Here is a 13980-nt window from a genome sequence, read left to right as displayed (position 1 = left end):
CCTCGTTTTCCCTCGCTGACCTGTGAAGATCGCGTCCGGGTCGGTGTCCGTGTCGCTCTGACCTGGAATAAGTTACGCGAGCGTTGAGAGAGCGTCAAACCTCCTGGTCGGCGACCTGCAGACGATTGTTTCCGCAGGTCGCACTGGTCAAAAATTCACCAATTCGACCAACCGACCATTTGTGATGCCGCACACAGGACGTCAGAGTGCGGTTTCTTCCGTTGTCACCCGGCGAATGTCGCCGCCCAGCCCGGCCAGGTCCTCGACGAATCGGGGGTATCCGCGGTCGATGTGGTACACGTCGTGAACTTCGGTCACCCCGTCCGCAACGAGTCCCGCGAGCACCAGGCCCGCGCCGGCGCGGATGTCGGAAGACCACACCGGGGCGCTCGACAACTGCGGCACGCCACGTACAACCGCGTGATGTCCGTCGGTGCGCGCATCCGCACCCAGGCGGATCATCTCCTCGACGAATCGGAACCGCGCCTCGAACACGTTCTCGGTGATCATCGACGTGCCCTCCGCGATGGCCGCGAGTCCGATCGCCATCGGCTGCAGGTCCGTCGGAAACCCCGGGTACGGCAGCGTCGCAAAGTTGACGGACTGTGGGCGGCCGTTCTGCACCACCCGGAAGCCGTCGGCCTCGGCCGTGACTTGCGATCCGGCGGCGCGCAACTTGTCGAGCACCAGGCTCAGATGCTTCGGATTCACGCCGCGCACGAGCACGTCGCCCCTCGTCATCGCCGCTGCGATGCCCCAGGTCGCCGCCACGATCCGGTCCCCGATGACCCGGTGCGACGTCGGCTGGAGCCGGTCGACACCGCGGATGGTCAGTGTCGTCGACCCGGCGCCGGCGATCTTTGCGCCCATGCGGTTCAGCATGTTGCACAGATCCACGATCTCGGGCTCGCGCGCCGCATTGTCGATGACCGTCTCTCCCCTGGCCAGGACCGCGGCCATGAGGATGTTCTCGGTCGCGCCCACAGAGGGAAACGCCAGCCGGATGTTGGCGCCGTGCAGGTCGTCGGCCTCGGCGACGACGCATCCGTGCTCGATCTCGCTGTGCGCGCCCAGCAGTCGAAGTCCCGACTGGTGCATGTCCAGCGGTCGAGAGCCGATGGCGTCCCCACCGGGCAGCGCGACGACAGCCTTACGGCACCGGGCGACGAGCGGACCGAGAACACACACCGAGGCGCGGAACTGGCGGACCGCCGCGAAATCCGCGTGGTACTTGGGCTGCGCGGGCGTCGTGATCGTCGCGACATCCGCTTCCAGGGACACCTCACAACCGAGACCCCGCAGCACCTCGGCCATCAACGGCACGTCGAGGATGTCGGGACAGTTCTCGATGACGGTCGTGCCCTCCGCGAGAAGAGCCGCAGCCATCAGTTTCAGGACGCTGTTCTTCGCACCGCCCACCGGCACCTCACCGACGAGTCGGTTTCCACCAGCGACAAGAAAGCGTTCACTCACAGTCGGACAGCCTAGCCAGGAGAACACCGGACCTGCTGAGCGGTACCGTTGCCCCATGGCTGTTCACTTGACGCGGATCTACACCCGGACCGGCGACGACGGCACCACCGGGTTGAGCGATTTCTCCCGCGTGTCGAAGAATGATCCCCGCCTCATCGCGTACGCGGACTGCGACGAAACGAACGCGAGCATCGGAGTCGCGCTCGCGCTCGGCACTCCCCCCGAGGAGATCGTCGATGTGCTTCGCCAGATCCAGAACGACCTGTTCGACGCCGGCGCGGATCTCTCGACTCCCATCGTCGCGGACCCCAAGTACCCCCCGCTCCGGGTGACCGAGGCGTACATCGAGCGCCTCGAGGGCTGGTGCGACGAGTTCAACGAGCGGCTCGAACCGCTGCATTCGTTCATTCTGCCCGGCGGCACTCCGCTCGGGGCATTGCTCCACTCGTCGCGAACCATCGCCCGGCGCGCGGAACGGTCCGCGTGGGCGGCGGTCGACGCCAGCCCCGAGGACACGAGCGCACTTCCGGCGAAGTACCTCAACCGCCTGTCGGATCTACTGTTCATCGTCAGCCGCCTCGCCAACCCGGGTGGGGACGTCCTGTGGAAGCCCGGCGCCGGCCGGGGGTGACCCCCGCAGGAACGCAAAAGGGAGGCCGAGAGGCCTCCCTTTTCATTTCGCCACCGCCCGTCAGGCGGGACGACCTCGCATCGAACGCCCCGAGGGCCTCGACTCCACCCACGACAGGAACGCGGTCAGCGCTCCCCGGTCCAGGGCGATCTCGTATGTGTCGTCACCGTCGGAGATCTCGAGAATCACGATCTCGTCGGTCATGATGTCGTATTCGTTGCCGACCGGACCGCGCCGCGAACCGACTTCGATCCCCTGCCTGCTCAATCGGGAATCCGGCCCCGGCCGCAGACTCGACAGCTTGAAGAACACGAGCGAACTCTCGCCGTACCGGACGACACCGTGCCGCCAGCCGCTACCACCCGGCGCCGGCGTCACCCGCAGGATCGCCGCGGTACCACCCCGCCGCAGAACGGTGAGGCGATACACGAAAGCCGCGACGAAGGCCGCGAGCAGCACAACCAGAATGATGAGAACAACCATTCCGATCGTCACTACTCGTCGGCTCCGTCGCGGCTCGTCGTGGACTGACTACGCGCGCTCGACGGCGCGCAGCTGACCCTTGGCGACAGCAATCGCCTCGAGGTCTTCGGTGGTCTCCGCCAGGACGGCCTTGGCCGCCTCGACGTCGACATCCTGCGCCATGTCCGCGGACTCGGCGAGGATCGTCACCGTGGTGGCGGTCACCGAAAGGAAACCGCCGTGCACGGCCGCGACCACACGCTCGCCGTCGACGGTCGTGATCGCAACCACGCCGCCCTCGACGAGCTGGCCGAGGACCGGCTCGTGACCGGGCATGACACCGATCTCACCCTCGGTCGTCTGGGCGCTGACCAGCGTCGCCGATCCCGACCAGAGTCGCTGCTCGACGGCAACGAGTTCAACGGTCATCTCAGCCATGTCGGTCTACTTCCCGGCGATCTTCTTGGCAGCGGCCTCGACGTCGTCGAGTCCACCGCAGCTGTTGAACGCCTGCTCGGGCAGGTGATCGAACTCGCCCTTGCAGACGCGGTCGAACGCCTCGATGGTGTCGCGCAGCGGCACGACCGAGCCGGGCTCGCCGGTGAACTTCTCGGCGACGATGAAGTTCTGGCCGAGGAACTTCTGGATACGGCGCGCGCGGCCGACGAGGACCTTGTCCTCTTCCTGAAGCTCGTCCATACCGAGGATGGCGATGATGTCCTGCAGCTCCTTGTACTTCTGCAGGATCCGCTTGACCTCGTTCGCGACGCGGAAGTGCTCGGCACCGACGATGCCGGGCTCCAGGATGCGCGAGGTCGACGTCAGCGGGTCCACAGCGGGGTAGATACCCATCTGCGAAATCGGACGCGAGAGCTCGGTGGTCGCATCGAGGTGCGCGAAGGTGGTGGCCGGCGCCGGGTCGGTGTAGTCGTCGGCGGGGACGTAGATCGCCTGCAGCGAGGTGATCGAGCGGCCACGGGTCGAGGTGATGCGCTCCTGGAGCTCACCCATCTCGTCCGCCAGCGTGGGCTGGTAACCGACGGCCGAAGGCATACGACCCAGCAGGGTCGAGACCTCGGAACCGGCCTGCGTGAAGCGGAAGATGTTGTCGATGAACAGCAGAACGTCCTGGCCCTGGACATCGCGGAAGTACTCCGCCATGGTCAGCGCGGACAGGGCGACGCGCATACGCGTTCCCGGCGGCTCGTCCATCTGGCCGAAGACAAGGGCGGTGTCCTGGAGGACGCCCATCTCTTCCATCTCGAGGTGAAGGTCGGTGCCCTCACGGGTGCGCTCACCGACGCCTGCGAACACCGAGGTTCCGGAGAACTCGCGGGCGATACGGGTGATCATCTCCTGGATCAGAACGGTCTTGCCGACGCCGGCACCACCGAACAGACCGATCTTGCCGCCCTTGACGTACGGGGTCAGCAGGTCGATGACCTTGATGCCGGTCTCGAGGATCTCGGTCTTGCCCTCGAGCTGATCGAAGGCCGGGGGCTTGCGATGGATGCCCCACTGCTCGCCGTCGCGACCGGTGCCCGGAGCGTCGAGGCAGTCACCGAGGGCGTTGAACACGTGGCCCTTGACGACGTCACCGACGGGGACCGAGATCGGCTTGCCCGAGTCGACGACAGCCGCGCCGCGGACCAGGCCGTCGGTCGGCTGCATCGAGATGGTGCGCACCAGGTTGTCGCCCAGGTGCTGTGCAACCTCGAGGGTCAGCGTCTTCGCCACCGACGGGAGGGTGACCTCCGAGTGCAGGGCGTTGAACAGGTCGGGAACATGGCCGCGCGGGAACTCAACGTCCACAACGGGACCGATGACCCGCACGACCCGGCCGGACGTGGTGTCCGCGCCGTTCGCGTTGGTTTGGGTTACTGCTGCGGTCATGTGCTAGTCACTTCCTGCGCTCGAGGCCAGCGCATTCGCGCCACCGACGATCTCGCTGATTTCCTGGGTGATCTGGGCCTGGCGAGCCTGGTTTGCCTGACGGCTCAAGGTGTTCACCAGTTCGTTCGCATTATCCGTCGCCGCCTTCATGGCGGTACGACGGGCGGCAGACTCCGAGGCGGCGGAGTCCAGCAGAGCGGAGTAGATACGCGTGCTCACGTACTTCGGCAGCAACGCCGACAGCAGCGTGCCGGCCTCCGGCTCGAAGTTGTAGACCGCGGTCGGACCCGACTTGCCGTCGTGCTGGCCGTTGGACAGCATGTCCTCGCCCAGCTCGATGTGGTCGTCGGTGTAGTCGACCTCGAGCGGCGCCATCCGCCGGACTTCCGGCTTCTGGGTGAGCATCGAAACGAAGCGGGTGTAGACGATGTGGAGCTCGTCGACGCCCTCGATCGTGCCCTCGCCGTTCGGGGCCTCGACCTCGGAACCGGAACCGGCCATGAACAGCTCGACCAGGTGACGGCTCGCCTTGGCGGCATCCGCGTAACCGGGCTCCTGGGAGAAGCCGGTCCACGATCCCCCGACCTCACGGCCGCGGAAGGTGTAGTAGCCGAGGCCCTTGGCGCCGAGCACGTAGATCACCGGCTCCTTGCCCTCGGAGCGCAGCAGCTGGAACAGCTCCTCCGCTTCCTTGAGAGCGTTGGAGTTGTAGCCGCCACACATACCGCGGTCACTGGTGACCACGAGAACGGCCGCCCGCTTGGGGTCGGTGCGCTCGTTCAGCAGCGGATGATCGAGCGACGCCGAAGCACTCGCCAGCTCGGAGAGCACCTTGGTGATCTCCTCCGCGTACGGCTTGGAAGCCGCGACCCGAGCCTGCGCCTTCGTGATGCGCGACGTGGCGATCAGTTCCTGCGCCTTGGTGATCTTCTTGGTCGAGTTGGTCGCCTTGATGCGAGAACGCAGTTCGCGAATGCTTGCCATCGGTCGATCACTCTCCCTTCGGGTGACGCTGTGTCATGGGGACCACGCTCACTTGCTGACAGTGGTGCGCTTGACGGTGACCTTCTCCTGGCCGACCTCGGAAGCGTCGAGAGCCTGAGCCTCGGCCTCGTTCACGACACGGCTGCCGTCGGAGGCGAGGAAGCCGGCCTTGAACTTCTCGGTCGCAGCCTTGAGGGTCGCGATCGAAGCGTCGTCGAGGGCCTTGCCGCCCTTGATGGCCTCGTAGACGCTGCCCGCGTTGCGGTGCAGGTCGTCGAGCAGCTCGGCCTCGAAGCGACGGACGTCGCCGACGGGCACCGAGTCGAACACGCCCTCACCGGCGAGGTAGATCGAGACGATCTGATCCTCGACCGCGATCGGCGAGTACTGGTCCTGCTTGAGCAGCTCGACGAGACGCTGGCCGCGCTCGAGCTGAGCCTTCGAAGCGGCGTCCAGGTCCGAGGCGAAGGCCGAGAAGGCCTCGAGCTCACGGAACTGTGCGAGCTCCAGACGGAGCGAACCGGAGACCTTCTTCATGCCCTTGGTCTGCGCGGCGCCACCGACTCGGGAAACCGAGATACCGACGTTGATCGCGGGGCGGATGCCCTTGTTGAACAGGTCGGACTCGAGGAAGACCTGACCGTCGGTGATGGAGATGACGTTGGTCGGGATGTACGCCGAGACGTCGTTGGCCTTGGTCTCGACGATCGGCAGAGCCGTCAGCGAACCGCCACCGAGCTCGTCGGACAGCTTGGCCGAACGCTCCAGCAGACGCGAGTGCAGGTAGAAGACGTCACCCGGGTAGGCCTCACGTCCCGGCGGACGACGCAGCAGCAGCGAGATGGCGCGGTACGCCTCGGCCTGCTTGGTCAGGTCGTCGAACACGATGAGGACGTGCTTGCCCTGGTACATCCAGTGCTGGCCGATGGCCGAACCGGTGTACGGGGCGAGCCACTTGAAGCCGGCCGAGTCGGAGGCCGGGGCGGCGACGATGGTGGTGTACTCCATCGCGCCCTGCTCCTCGAGCGCCTGCTTCACGCCGGCGATGGTGGAGCCCTTCTGGCCGATGGCGACGTAGATGCAGCGGACCTGCTGCTTTGGGTCGCCGGTCGCCCAGTTCGCCTTCTGGTTCAGGATGGCGTCGACGCAGACCGCGGTCTTGCCGGTCTTGCGGTCGCCGATGACGAGCTGACGCTGACCGCGACCGATCGGAGTCATGGCGTCGATGGCCTTGATACCGGTCTGCAGCGGCTCCTCGACGGGCTGACGCTCGAGCACCGTGGCGGCCTGCAGCTCCAGAGCGCGGGTCTCGGTGGTCTCGATGTCGCCGAGTCCGTCGATCGGGCGACCCAGCGGGTCCACGACGCGGCCCAGGTAGCCGTCGCCGACCGGCACCGACAGAACGTCGCCGGTCCGCTTGACTTCCTGGCCCTCTTCGATGTGCTCGTAGTCACCCAGGACGACGGCACCGATCTCGGTGGCGTCCAGGTTCAGGGCAACGCCGAGCACGCCGCCCGGGAACTCCAGCAGCTCGTTGGCCATCGCCGACGGCAGGCCGGTGATGTGAGCGATGCCGTCGCTGGTGTCGGACACCACGCCGACCTCCTCGCGGGAGGCCTCCGGTGAGTAGCTCGCGGTGTAGTTCTCGATCGCGCTACGGATCTCGTCGGAGGAGATCGTCAGCTCCGCCATGTTTTTCCTGCTCTCGGTATCTGGTCTTCGAAAAGATCGGGAGTATGTGTTCGGTCGTCGGCTACTTGAAGGTCTTGCGCAGGGCAGCGAGGCGACCGGCCGCGCTCCCGTCGATGACCTCGTGGCCCACCCGGACGACCATGCCGCTCAGGAGTGCCGGATCGACCTCCACGTGCACGGTGACGGGCTTGCCGTAGGTGCGGGTCAGCGTCGCCGCGAGCCGCTCGACCTGCTCGCTCGACAACGTCGAGGCGCTGCGAACATGCGCAACGGCCTTGTCACGCAGGGCCGCGGCCAGAGCCGACAGCTCGTCGAACGCGTCCGCCGGGGCGGTGCGCAGGCGACCCGCGGCCTGGATGGCAAGAGCCTCCGTGATCGCGGTGACCTTGCCGTACAGCAGCTTCGACAGCAGCTCTCGCTTGCCGGCGACAGGCGTCGAACGATCCGAAAGGACCTGCTCCAGCTGCGGATTACCGGCAACGATGCGGCCGAGGCGGAAGAGCTCGTCCTCGACCGTGTCGCTCTGGTTCTGATCCGCCGCGGCACGAAGCAGGGACTCACGTCCGACCGTGACCAGCGAGTTCAGAAGGTCCGCCGTGCTCGACCAGTCCTGGCCCGCGGCGGCCTCGAGGGCTGCCAGCGCCTCGGCGCCGACCTTCCCCGAGAACACCTGGCGGGCCAGGCCCTGTCGACCAGCGGCAGGCGTGGACGCGTCGGCCAGGGCACTCCGAAGAGTGCGCTGGCCGTCGAGAACCTCGACCACCGAGAACAGCTCGGATCCGGCCTGCGCCGCGGCCGCAGTGGCCGCGCCGGGGGAAACGGAATCCAACGCCGCGGTGAGCGCAGCACGGGTCTGCGTCAGGGCTTCACGGCTCGCTGCGTACATGGTGCTCACTTTCCTGCTGCGGAATCGGCGCCGACTGCGTCCAGCTCGTTGAGGAAGCGATCGACCGTTCCGGCGCGCTTGACGTCGTCGGCGAGCGACTCTCCGATGACCTTCTCGGCCAGGTCGACCGCGGTCTTGCCGAGGTCGGCCCGCAGCTCGGTCACGATCTGCTGCCGCTGAGCGACGAGCTGGCTGTGACCGGCGGCGACGATGCGGTCGCTCTCCTCCTGAGCCTGTGCCTTCATCTCGGAGATGATCTGCTGGCCCTGAGTACGTGCTTCCTCGCGGATCTGGGCGGCCTCGGTGCGAGCCTCGGCGAGCTGGGCATGGTACTGCTCCAGCGCAGCCTTGGCCTCGGCCTGAGCCTCTTCGGCACGCTTGATGCCGCCGTCGATCTGCTCGGTGCGCTCGGCGAGAACCTTCTGGAACATCGGAAGGACGAACTTCCAGAAGACGAACCCGACGACCACCAGGGCAACGATCGACCAAGTGATGTCATACGTCGCGGGCAGGAGGGGGTTGTGTTCCTCCCCCTCGGCCGCGAGCAATGCGATGGTGGTTGACATGGTGTGTTCTTAGAAGATGAAGCCGGCGACGAGACCGATCAGCGCCAGGGCCTCGGTGAATGCAATACCGAGGAACATCGTGGTGCGAACCTGGCCGGCCATCTCGGGCTGACGGACCATGCCCTCGATCGCCTTGCCGACGACGATACCCACGCCGATGCCGGGGCCGATGGCTGCGAGACCGTAGCCGACAGCGCCGAGACCCTTGAAGGTGGTCTCTTCCTGCGCGAGGACCTCGACTGCCTGAAGCGCAACGCTCATGTGGTGTTCCGTTCCCTTTCTGTTGCCCACCGCCGGTCGGCGAATGGGGCAGGTCTAACGATGTGAGTGGTCAGTGCGAGTCGGCGTGGAGCGCCAAATCGATGTACACGGCGGTGAGCAGCGCGAAGACGTACGCCTGCAGGCCGATCACCAGCAACTCGAAGAAGGTCATGGCGACGCCCGCGATGATCGACGGGACGCCGAAGATCGCCTGGAACCCTCCGGAGGTGAAGAAGAAGTACTGCGTGGCGCTGAAGAACAGCACGAGCAGGATGTGTCCGGCCAGCATGTTGGCCATGAGTCGGACCATCAGGGTGAACGGACGCAGCACGAAGGTCGAGAGGAACTCGATCGGGATCAGCAGGAAGTGCAGCGGAAGCGGCACACCCGGAACCACGACGCTCGACTTCACGTACTTGAAGAAGCCGTACTTCTTGATGCCCACGTAGTTGAACGTGATGTAAGCCAGTGCGGCGAGCACGAGCGGCATACCGATTCGTGCGTTCGGCGAGATGTTCAGGAAAGGCGTGACACTCGCGATGTTGCTGGCCAGCACGATGAAGAAGATGGTCGTGATGACCGGCAGGAACCGCTTGCCCTGTTCCTTGCCCAGGATCTCTTCCGCGATGTTGATCCGCACGAAATCGAGCGCGTACTCGCCGACGTTCTGGACACCGCGCGGAACGATCTTCGGGCTGCGCATCGCGATGATGAAGAACACTGCCACCAGCGCCGACATCAACAGACGGATCAGCATCAGACGGTCGAGTTCGAAGATGGTGCCCTCGAACAGCACTGCGGGCGGGTAGAAATCATCGAGTGACGGCGGATGGTATTCACCCGCGGCCATGAAGGTGACGCTCAGCGGTCTCTCCCGTAGTCGGCCGCAGGCATCACTGTCTGCGGTTCGATCGGACATTGACGATCTAACAAGTCGACCAGGTCGGCTCGCTTATTCGTCAGCAGCTGGAGACTCGGGCTAACCGGTCCTGGCGTCTGTCGGTGTCGGCGACTGTCGTCGACTCGGCAACTGGAGGCGGCTCCGCCCGAATCGGTAATTCGGGACAACTCCGACAACCTCTGTCACCTGCAAGCGTTACCGGGACACCAGGTGATCTGGACTTTCCCGGCGTCTGAACACTTGCTTGGCCCAGAGACTATCAAGACATCTACGACGTTGTGTAGACGGGGTACCCCCGTAACTCTGGAACACGTTCCACGGAGGGGCCGTCAGCGGGGGTCACGCGGCGCCCGACCGGCCGTCGGATTCGCGCGGCGTCACGTACGGGACCTTGGTCTTGAGCACCCCGTACGTCTCGGCGCCCAACACGATGACGAGCGAGAGCACGATGACGATCACCATCGCCTGGCGGTTGTAGAAGTCCAGGGGATCGAGAATCGCGAGCACCGTGATGGCGAGGATCATCTTGAGCAGCCAACTGCCCAGCAGGACGGCGCCGGCCGTCACGGCCGGCAGCTTGGCCGTGAGCAGCACTGCCAGCATCGTGCACAGGATGAAGCCACCACCGACGGCAGCACCGATCAGCGCACCCCACAGTCCGGCGACACCCGCGAACAGGCTCGCGATGATCACGCCGAGGACGGCAAGCGCGAGCAGGCCGAGCAGTCCGTAGCGAAGGCCACGGCGGAGTGCTGCCGTGGGATCGGTCGAATAGGGCTCTGGGGTCGAAGTCACGGAACCCAGGTTAGAGGAACACCGTCAGTGCCCCTCCCCCGCTGCCCCGGCTACCGGCGGCTGTCCTGCCGTAATCCGCGCCAGGACGGCACAGCGGTGACCACCAGCGCGAACACCAGACCGCCGGCGACGAGAAGCACCACGACCCGTCTGTCGATCAGCGACGAGCCGACGGCACCGAATGCGAGAACGGCCACCCACAAGTAGATGAGCAGGACGACACGGCGGTGCGAGTGCCCGATCTGGAGAAGTCGGTGGTGCAGGTGCATCTTGTCGGGACTGAACGGGCTCACTCCGGCCCGAGTCCGTCGGATGATCGCGAGGAGCAGGTCGAGGATCGGGATGAACATCACCGCGCCGACCAGCAGCAGCGGCGACAGGAGACCGAGAAGGTCCCGAGAACCGTAGGCGGTGAAGCTGATCCGCCCCGACGCACTGGTCGACACCGCGGCGAGCGTCAGCCCGATGAGCATCGAGCCGGAATCGCCCATGAAGATGCGGGCCGGCTGGAAGTTGTGGGGCAGGAACCCGAGGCAGGCGCCCGCGAGAGCCGCCGCGATCATCGCCGGCGGGTACACACTGACGTCGCCGCCCTGGTCGTGCAGGAGCCCCACCGAGAATGCACAGATGGCCAGGGAGGCGATCAATCCGAGGCCGGCCGCGAGACCGTCGAGTCCGTCGACGAAGTTCATCGCGTTGATCATCACGACGGCGACCGCCACGGTGACGAGCCCCGCCTGGAGCTGGTCGAGGATCACCGTGCTGCTCTCACCGAACGGCAGCGGAATCAGGTACCAGCTCACCCCCATGACGACGAGGATTCCCGCCGCGGTCACCTGCCCGACGAACTTGGTCAGCGCGTCCAGGCCCCAGCGATCGTCGATCACGCCGACCAGCACGATCACGAACCCCGCCACCAGGACGGCGGTGATGTCCTGCGAGAACTCGAATCCACGCGTCAGCGCCGGGAGTTGCCCGGCGAAGAGCAGAGCGACGAGCATGCCCGCGTACATGCCGATGCCGCCGAGCCGGGGCGTCGGTTCGACGTGCACGTCACGGTCACGCGGGACGGCGACGGCGCCGAAACGGATCGCGAGCCTGCGGACGACGCCGGTCCCGAGGAACGTGACCACGGCAGCCGTCAGCATCACGAGCAGCAACTCGCGCAGGGGCACGCCCGCGCCGTTGCCTGCCTGGGCGAGCGCCAGCACCGCAGTATCTGCAGAACTCACTGCGACGACGCTACCGGCCGACGAGCCGGGAGCCGGGATTGACGAGTCTCCTCACAGTCACGCGCCTCCCAGCAGGCTTTCCGGCGTCGCCCCGAGAACCTCGGCGACGTCGGACGTCGAGACCGCGCCCTCGCGCAGGATCCGAGGCTCGTCACCGGTGAGGTCGACGATAGTGGACGCCACCGCGTGGGTCGCGGGCCCACCGTCGAGATAGACGCTCGCGGCACCACCCAACTGGTCGCGGGCCTCGTCGACCGTCGTGGCCGGCGGGCGCCCCGAGATGTTCGCGCTCGACACCGCCATCGGTCCGACGTCACGCAGCAGCTCGAGCGCAACCGGGTGCAGCGGCATCCGGAGCATCACGGTGCCCCGACTGTCGCCGAGGTCCCATGCGAGCGAAGGAGCTTGCTGCACAACGATGCTCAGCCCGCCGGGCCAGAACGCCTTGATCAGATCGCGCGCCTGCGGACGCACCGAGTAGACCAGTCCGTCGATGGTGTTCCAGGAACCGACCAGCACGGGAACCGGCATGTCCCGACCGCGCCCCTTGGCCCGCAGCAGGCTCGCGACTGCGTCGCCGTCGAAGGCGTCGGCGCCGAGGCCGTAGACGGTGTCCGTCGGGAGGACCACGAGGCGGCCGGCCTTGAGCGAGTTCTTCGCAGCGGTCAGGCCGGCTTCACGATTGTCGGGTTGCATGCAGTCGTAGACAGTGCTCACGCACCCATCCTTTCACTCACGTCGTCGGCGCCCTCACCGTGCCGCCTCGACGTCCGTCGCGACACGGTGCGCGACGACGAAACGGGGCCGACCCGCGAGGTCGGGGTGCTCGACGACCTGGTCGAAGACGCGGCGGGCACGGAACAGCTCCGCCACCTGACTGCCGTTGGTGTCGTCGTGCTCGACACCGACGGCACCACCGATCCGCAACCAGCGCGCGATGTTGTTGATCATCGGCTTGATCACCGACAGCCCGTCGGCACCGCCGAAGAGTGCCGTGTATGGATCGTGATCGGCCACCTCGGGGTCGAGCACCGCCCCCTCGGGGATGTACGGCGGATTCGACACGACGAGGTCGACTCCGCCCTCGAGCTCGGTGAGGAGCGACCGATCGGTGACGTCGCCCTGGACGAGGGTGATCGGTGTGTCACCGGCGTCGCGCCGACGGTCCGCGTTGCGACGCGCCCACGCGAGCGCCTGCGGTTGGAGCTCGACCGCGTGCACGACTGCGTCGGGCCTCGCGTGGGCGATCGCGAGCGCGAGGGCACCGGTGCCGGTGCACAGATCCAGGACGACGGGGGCCCGCAGCCCGCTCGCCTCCAGCTGCGCCAGTGCCCAGGCGAGCAGGAGTTCGGTCTCTGGGCGCGGCACGAAGACGCCGGGGCCCACCTCGAGCGAAATGCTGCCCATAGCAGTGGATCCCGTGATGTATTGCAGCGGGATCCGCTCCGCACGACGAGCGACGAGCGTGCGGTACTCGTCGATGACGGACGGATCGACCAACGGCACCAGCCCCAGGCGGCCCCGCTCGACGCCCAGCAGGTGCGCGGCCAGGAGTTCGGCGTCCACTCGCGCCGAGGGCACACCGGCACGCTCGAGCTCGGCGGCTGCCTCGATGATGGCCAGACGGATGGGTTGTCGACTCACGGGCTACAGCCTGCCACGTCGGTCACGGCCACAGCACGGATAGGTGCCGGACGGCTTGCGTACGGTCGCGCCCGGGCGCTGCGGCGATAGAATACGACCGGTCTGGTCATCGTCAGGCCGAGGTCGGACGAAGGAACGTCCCATGTTCTCCGCCACAGCGGCGCGCATTCTCACCGCCGCAGCCTTCACCACAGTCACCGTCGCCGTCGGGCCCGCTCTCGCTTCCGCCGCACCGTTCGACGTCCAGCCGGCGCCCGCGATCTGCCCGGGTGGGATGGGTGTCGCCGATGCCACTCCCCTGCCCGGTGGACGGCTCGCGATCAGCGTCGACGAGCCCCCACCCGCCGGAGGCGGCAGGGTCGTGTGGGTGAACAACTCCACCGGTGCGAACGGGACGGCGACGCTCACCAACACCGGCACCCGCGCCGAGTTCGTCGCGCACACCGGTCCCGGCGTCGTCACCACCGTGCTCGACGGGGTTTACACCAACGGCGCAGGTCAACCGTGCGTGCTCGCGCAGGGTGGCGTCGCCACCACCGTCGTGAGCTGACGCCGCAGGA

General features: G+C 66.7%; 16 protein-coding genes. 2 read left to right on the top strand and 14 right to left on the bottom strand.

From position 1 onward, the window contains the following. Window positions 1-201 precede the first annotated feature (201 nt). A complete protein-coding gene (gene murA / locus ABEU20_RS11645) occupies window positions 202-1473 on the bottom strand; it encodes a UDP-N-acetylglucosamine 1-carboxyvinyltransferase (protein WP_420164557.1) in 1272 nt (423 codons plus the stop codon). Between the two features lie 55 nt (window positions 1474-1528). Here murA and ABEU20_RS11640 point away from each other — a divergent pair, with 55 nt between their 5' ends. Continuing rightward, the gene (locus ABEU20_RS11640) at window positions 1529-2104 is read left to right on the top strand and encodes a cob(I)yrinic acid a,c-diamide adenosyltransferase (protein ID WP_420164556.1); all 576 of its coding nucleotides are present in this window, start codon (window positions 1529-1531) and stop codon (window positions 2102-2104) included. A gap of 60 nt (window positions 2105-2164) precedes the next feature. Here the strand turns inward: ABEU20_RS11640 and ABEU20_RS11635 are convergent, their stop codons facing one another. From ABEU20_RS11635 to prmC, 13 genes are all read right to left on the bottom strand, one after another. Next, window positions 2165-2587: a DUF2550 domain-containing protein gene (locus ABEU20_RS11635; RefSeq protein ID WP_420164555.1), complete on the bottom strand. Its 423-nt coding sequence runs from the start codon at window positions 2585-2587 to the stop codon at window positions 2165-2167. 48 nt (window positions 2588-2635) lie between these two features. Next, entirely contained in the window at window positions 2636-3004 is a 369-nt protein-coding gene (locus tag ABEU20_RS11630; protein WP_420164554.1) for a F0F1 ATP synthase subunit epsilon, read from the bottom strand. A gap of 6 nt (window positions 3005-3010) precedes the next feature. Then, the gene (atpD, locus tag ABEU20_RS11625) at window positions 3011-4459 is read right to left on the bottom strand and encodes a F0F1 ATP synthase subunit beta (RefSeq protein WP_225023291.1); all 1449 of its coding nucleotides are present in this window, start codon (window positions 4457-4459) and stop codon (window positions 3011-3013) included. Between the two features lie 3 nt (window positions 4460-4462). Further along, window positions 4463-5443, bottom strand: a complete 981-nt coding sequence (locus ABEU20_RS11620; protein WP_420164553.1) for a F0F1 ATP synthase subunit gamma — start codon at window positions 5441-5443, stop codon at window positions 4463-4465. 48 nt (window positions 5444-5491) lie between these two features. Continuing rightward, window positions 5492-7135, bottom strand: a complete 1644-nt coding sequence (gene atpA, locus ABEU20_RS11615; RefSeq protein WP_420164552.1) for a F0F1 ATP synthase subunit alpha — start codon at window positions 7133-7135, stop codon at window positions 5492-5494. A 61-nt stretch (window positions 7136-7196) separates the two neighbouring features. Then, window positions 7197-8021 carry a F0F1 ATP synthase subunit delta gene (locus tag ABEU20_RS11610; protein ID WP_420164551.1) on the bottom strand — a complete coding sequence of 275 codons (825 nt, stop codon included), beginning with the start codon at window positions 8019-8021 and terminating at the stop codon, window positions 7197-7199. Window positions 8022-8026: 5 nt separating this feature from the next. Continuing rightward, window positions 8027-8587 carry a F0F1 ATP synthase subunit B gene (locus tag ABEU20_RS11605; RefSeq protein ID WP_420164550.1) on the bottom strand — a complete coding sequence of 187 codons (561 nt, stop codon included), beginning with the start codon at window positions 8585-8587 and terminating at the stop codon, window positions 8027-8029. Between the two features lie 9 nt (window positions 8588-8596). After that, window positions 8597-8848, bottom strand: coding sequence for an ATP synthase F0 subunit C (locus tag ABEU20_RS11600; RefSeq protein ID WP_005514006.1), 252 nt, complete (start codon window positions 8846-8848; stop codon window positions 8597-8599). Window positions 8849-8918: 70 nt separating this feature from the next. Beyond that, window positions 8919-9698 carry a F0F1 ATP synthase subunit A gene (atpB, locus tag ABEU20_RS11595; protein ID WP_044990771.1) on the bottom strand — a complete coding sequence of 260 codons (780 nt, stop codon included), beginning with the start codon at window positions 9696-9698 and terminating at the stop codon, window positions 8919-8921. A 390-nt stretch (window positions 9699-10088) separates the two neighbouring features. Beyond that, window positions 10089-10553: a hypothetical protein gene (locus tag ABEU20_RS11590; RefSeq protein WP_420164585.1), complete on the bottom strand. Its 465-nt coding sequence runs from the start codon at window positions 10551-10553 to the stop codon at window positions 10089-10091. Between the two features lie 41 nt (window positions 10554-10594). Beyond that, window positions 10595-11776: a glycosyltransferase family 4 protein gene (locus tag ABEU20_RS11585; RefSeq protein WP_420164549.1), complete on the bottom strand. Its 1182-nt coding sequence runs from the start codon at window positions 11774-11776 to the stop codon at window positions 10595-10597. Window positions 11777-11833: 57 nt separating this feature from the next. Beyond that, window positions 11834-12493, bottom strand: a complete 660-nt coding sequence (locus ABEU20_RS11580) for an L-threonylcarbamoyladenylate synthase (RefSeq protein ID WP_420164548.1) — start codon at window positions 12491-12493, stop codon at window positions 11834-11836. Window positions 12494-12526: 33 nt separating this feature from the next. Beyond that, a complete protein-coding gene (prmC, locus tag ABEU20_RS11575; RefSeq protein ID WP_420164547.1) occupies window positions 12527-13420 on the bottom strand; it encodes a peptide chain release factor N(5)-glutamine methyltransferase in 894 nt (297 codons plus the stop codon). 142 nt (window positions 13421-13562) lie between these two features. Between prmC and ABEU20_RS11570 the strand changes: the two genes are divergently transcribed. Further along, window positions 13563-13970: an amidohydrolase gene (locus tag ABEU20_RS11570; protein ID WP_420164546.1), complete on the top strand. Its 408-nt coding sequence runs from the start codon at window positions 13563-13565 to the stop codon at window positions 13968-13970. Window positions 13971-13980 lie beyond the last annotated feature (10 nt).

The organism is Rhodococcus parequi (assembly GCF_046042785.1).
Lineage (GTDB): Bacteria > Actinomycetota > Actinomycetes > Mycobacteriales > Mycobacteriaceae > Prescottella > Prescottella parequi.
The sequence above is the reverse complement of the archived record's forward strand: the minus strand, read 5'-3'. Positions and strand labels throughout refer to the sequence as shown.

What these genes read in the sequence shown, in the direction of transcription:
- ABEU20_RS11640 (WP_420164556.1), top strand. Translation starts at nt 1,529, where the DNA reads ATGGCTGTTCACTTGACGCGGATCTACACCCGGACCGGCGACGACGGC.
- ABEU20_RS11635 (WP_420164555.1), bottom strand. Translation starts at nt 2,587, where the DNA reads ATGGTTGTTCTCATCATTCTGGTTGTGCTGCTCGCGGCCTTCGTCGCG.
- ABEU20_RS11630 (WP_420164554.1), bottom strand. Translation starts at nt 3,004, where the DNA reads ATGGCTGAGATGACCGTTGAACTCGTTGCCGTCGAGCAGCGACTCTGG.
- atpD (WP_225023291.1), bottom strand. Translation starts at nt 4,459, where the DNA reads ATGACCGCAGCAGTAACCCAAACCAACGCGAACGGCGCGGACACCACG.
- ABEU20_RS11620 (WP_420164553.1), bottom strand. Translation starts at nt 5,443, where the DNA reads ATGGCAAGCATTCGCGAACTGCGTTCTCGCATCAAGGCGACCAACTCG.
- atpA (WP_420164552.1), bottom strand. Translation starts at nt 7,135, where the DNA reads ATGGCGGAGCTGACGATCTCCTCCGACGAGATCCGTAGCGCGATCGAG.
- ABEU20_RS11610 (WP_420164551.1), bottom strand. Translation starts at nt 8,021, where the DNA reads ATGTACGCAGCGAGCCGTGAAGCCCTGACGCAGACCCGTGCTGCGCTC.
- ABEU20_RS11605 (WP_420164550.1), bottom strand. Translation starts at nt 8,587, where the DNA reads ATGTCAACCACCATCGCATTGCTCGCGGCCGAGGGGGAGGAACACAAC.
- ABEU20_RS11600 (WP_005514006.1), bottom strand. Translation starts at nt 8,848, where the DNA reads ATGAGCGTTGCGCTTCAGGCAGTCGAGGTCCTCGCGCAGGAAGAGACC.
- atpB (WP_044990771.1), bottom strand. Translation starts at nt 9,698, where the DNA reads ATGGCCGCGGGTGAATACCATCCGCCGTCACTCGATGATTTCTACCCG.
- ABEU20_RS11570 (WP_420164546.1), top strand. Translation starts at nt 13,563, where the DNA reads ATGTTCTCCGCCACAGCGGCGCGCATTCTCACCGCCGCAGCCTTCACC.